The 529-nt window shown below is 74.3% G+C and carries 1 protein-coding gene; it reads right to left on the bottom strand.

Going from position 1 to position 529, the window contains the following annotated elements:
* On the bottom strand, nt 1-529 hold a 529-nt coding region (locus tag G7A99_RS24410), incomplete at both ends, for an ATP-binding cassette domain-containing protein (RefSeq protein WP_163144665.1).

The following is a 529-nucleotide window of genomic DNA, read 5'->3' as shown; positions in this document are numbered from 1 at the left end:
GTGAGCATGCCGCGGGCGAACAGCACCTTCTGCTGGTTGCCCCCCGAGAGCAGCTTGATGGGCTGGGCCGCGGAGGGGGTGCTCACGCGCAGGCGCTGCACGTAGTCCGCCACGGTGCGGCGCTCGTTGAGGCGGTGGAGGAAACCCATCCGGCCGAGCGCGTCCAGCGAGGAGAGGGTCGCGTTCTCCGAGACCGGGCGCACGTCGACGATGCCCTCGGCCTGGCGGTCGCCGGGCAGGTAGAAGATGCCCTGGCGCGCCAGGCGGTGCGGGCGCAGGTCCCGCGGCCGGAACGGGCGGCCGAGCAGCTCGATCTCGCCGCGGGTGACCGGGTGCAGGCCGTACAGGGCCCGGCCGATCTCCTCGACCCCCGAGCCGGCGAGCCCGCCGAGGCCGACCACCTCGCCGGCGCGCACGGCCATGGACAGGCCCTTGAGGCCGCCGGCGGTGTACAGGTCGCTGATGACCAGGCGGTTCTCGCTGCCGATGTGTGCCGGGTCCGGGGCCTCGGAGTCCGCGATCTGGCGGC

This window comes from Arhodomonas sp. KWT (assembly GCF_010993615.1).
Note: the sequence above shows the minus strand (reverse complement) of the source record. Positions and strands in the feature narration are given on the sequence as shown.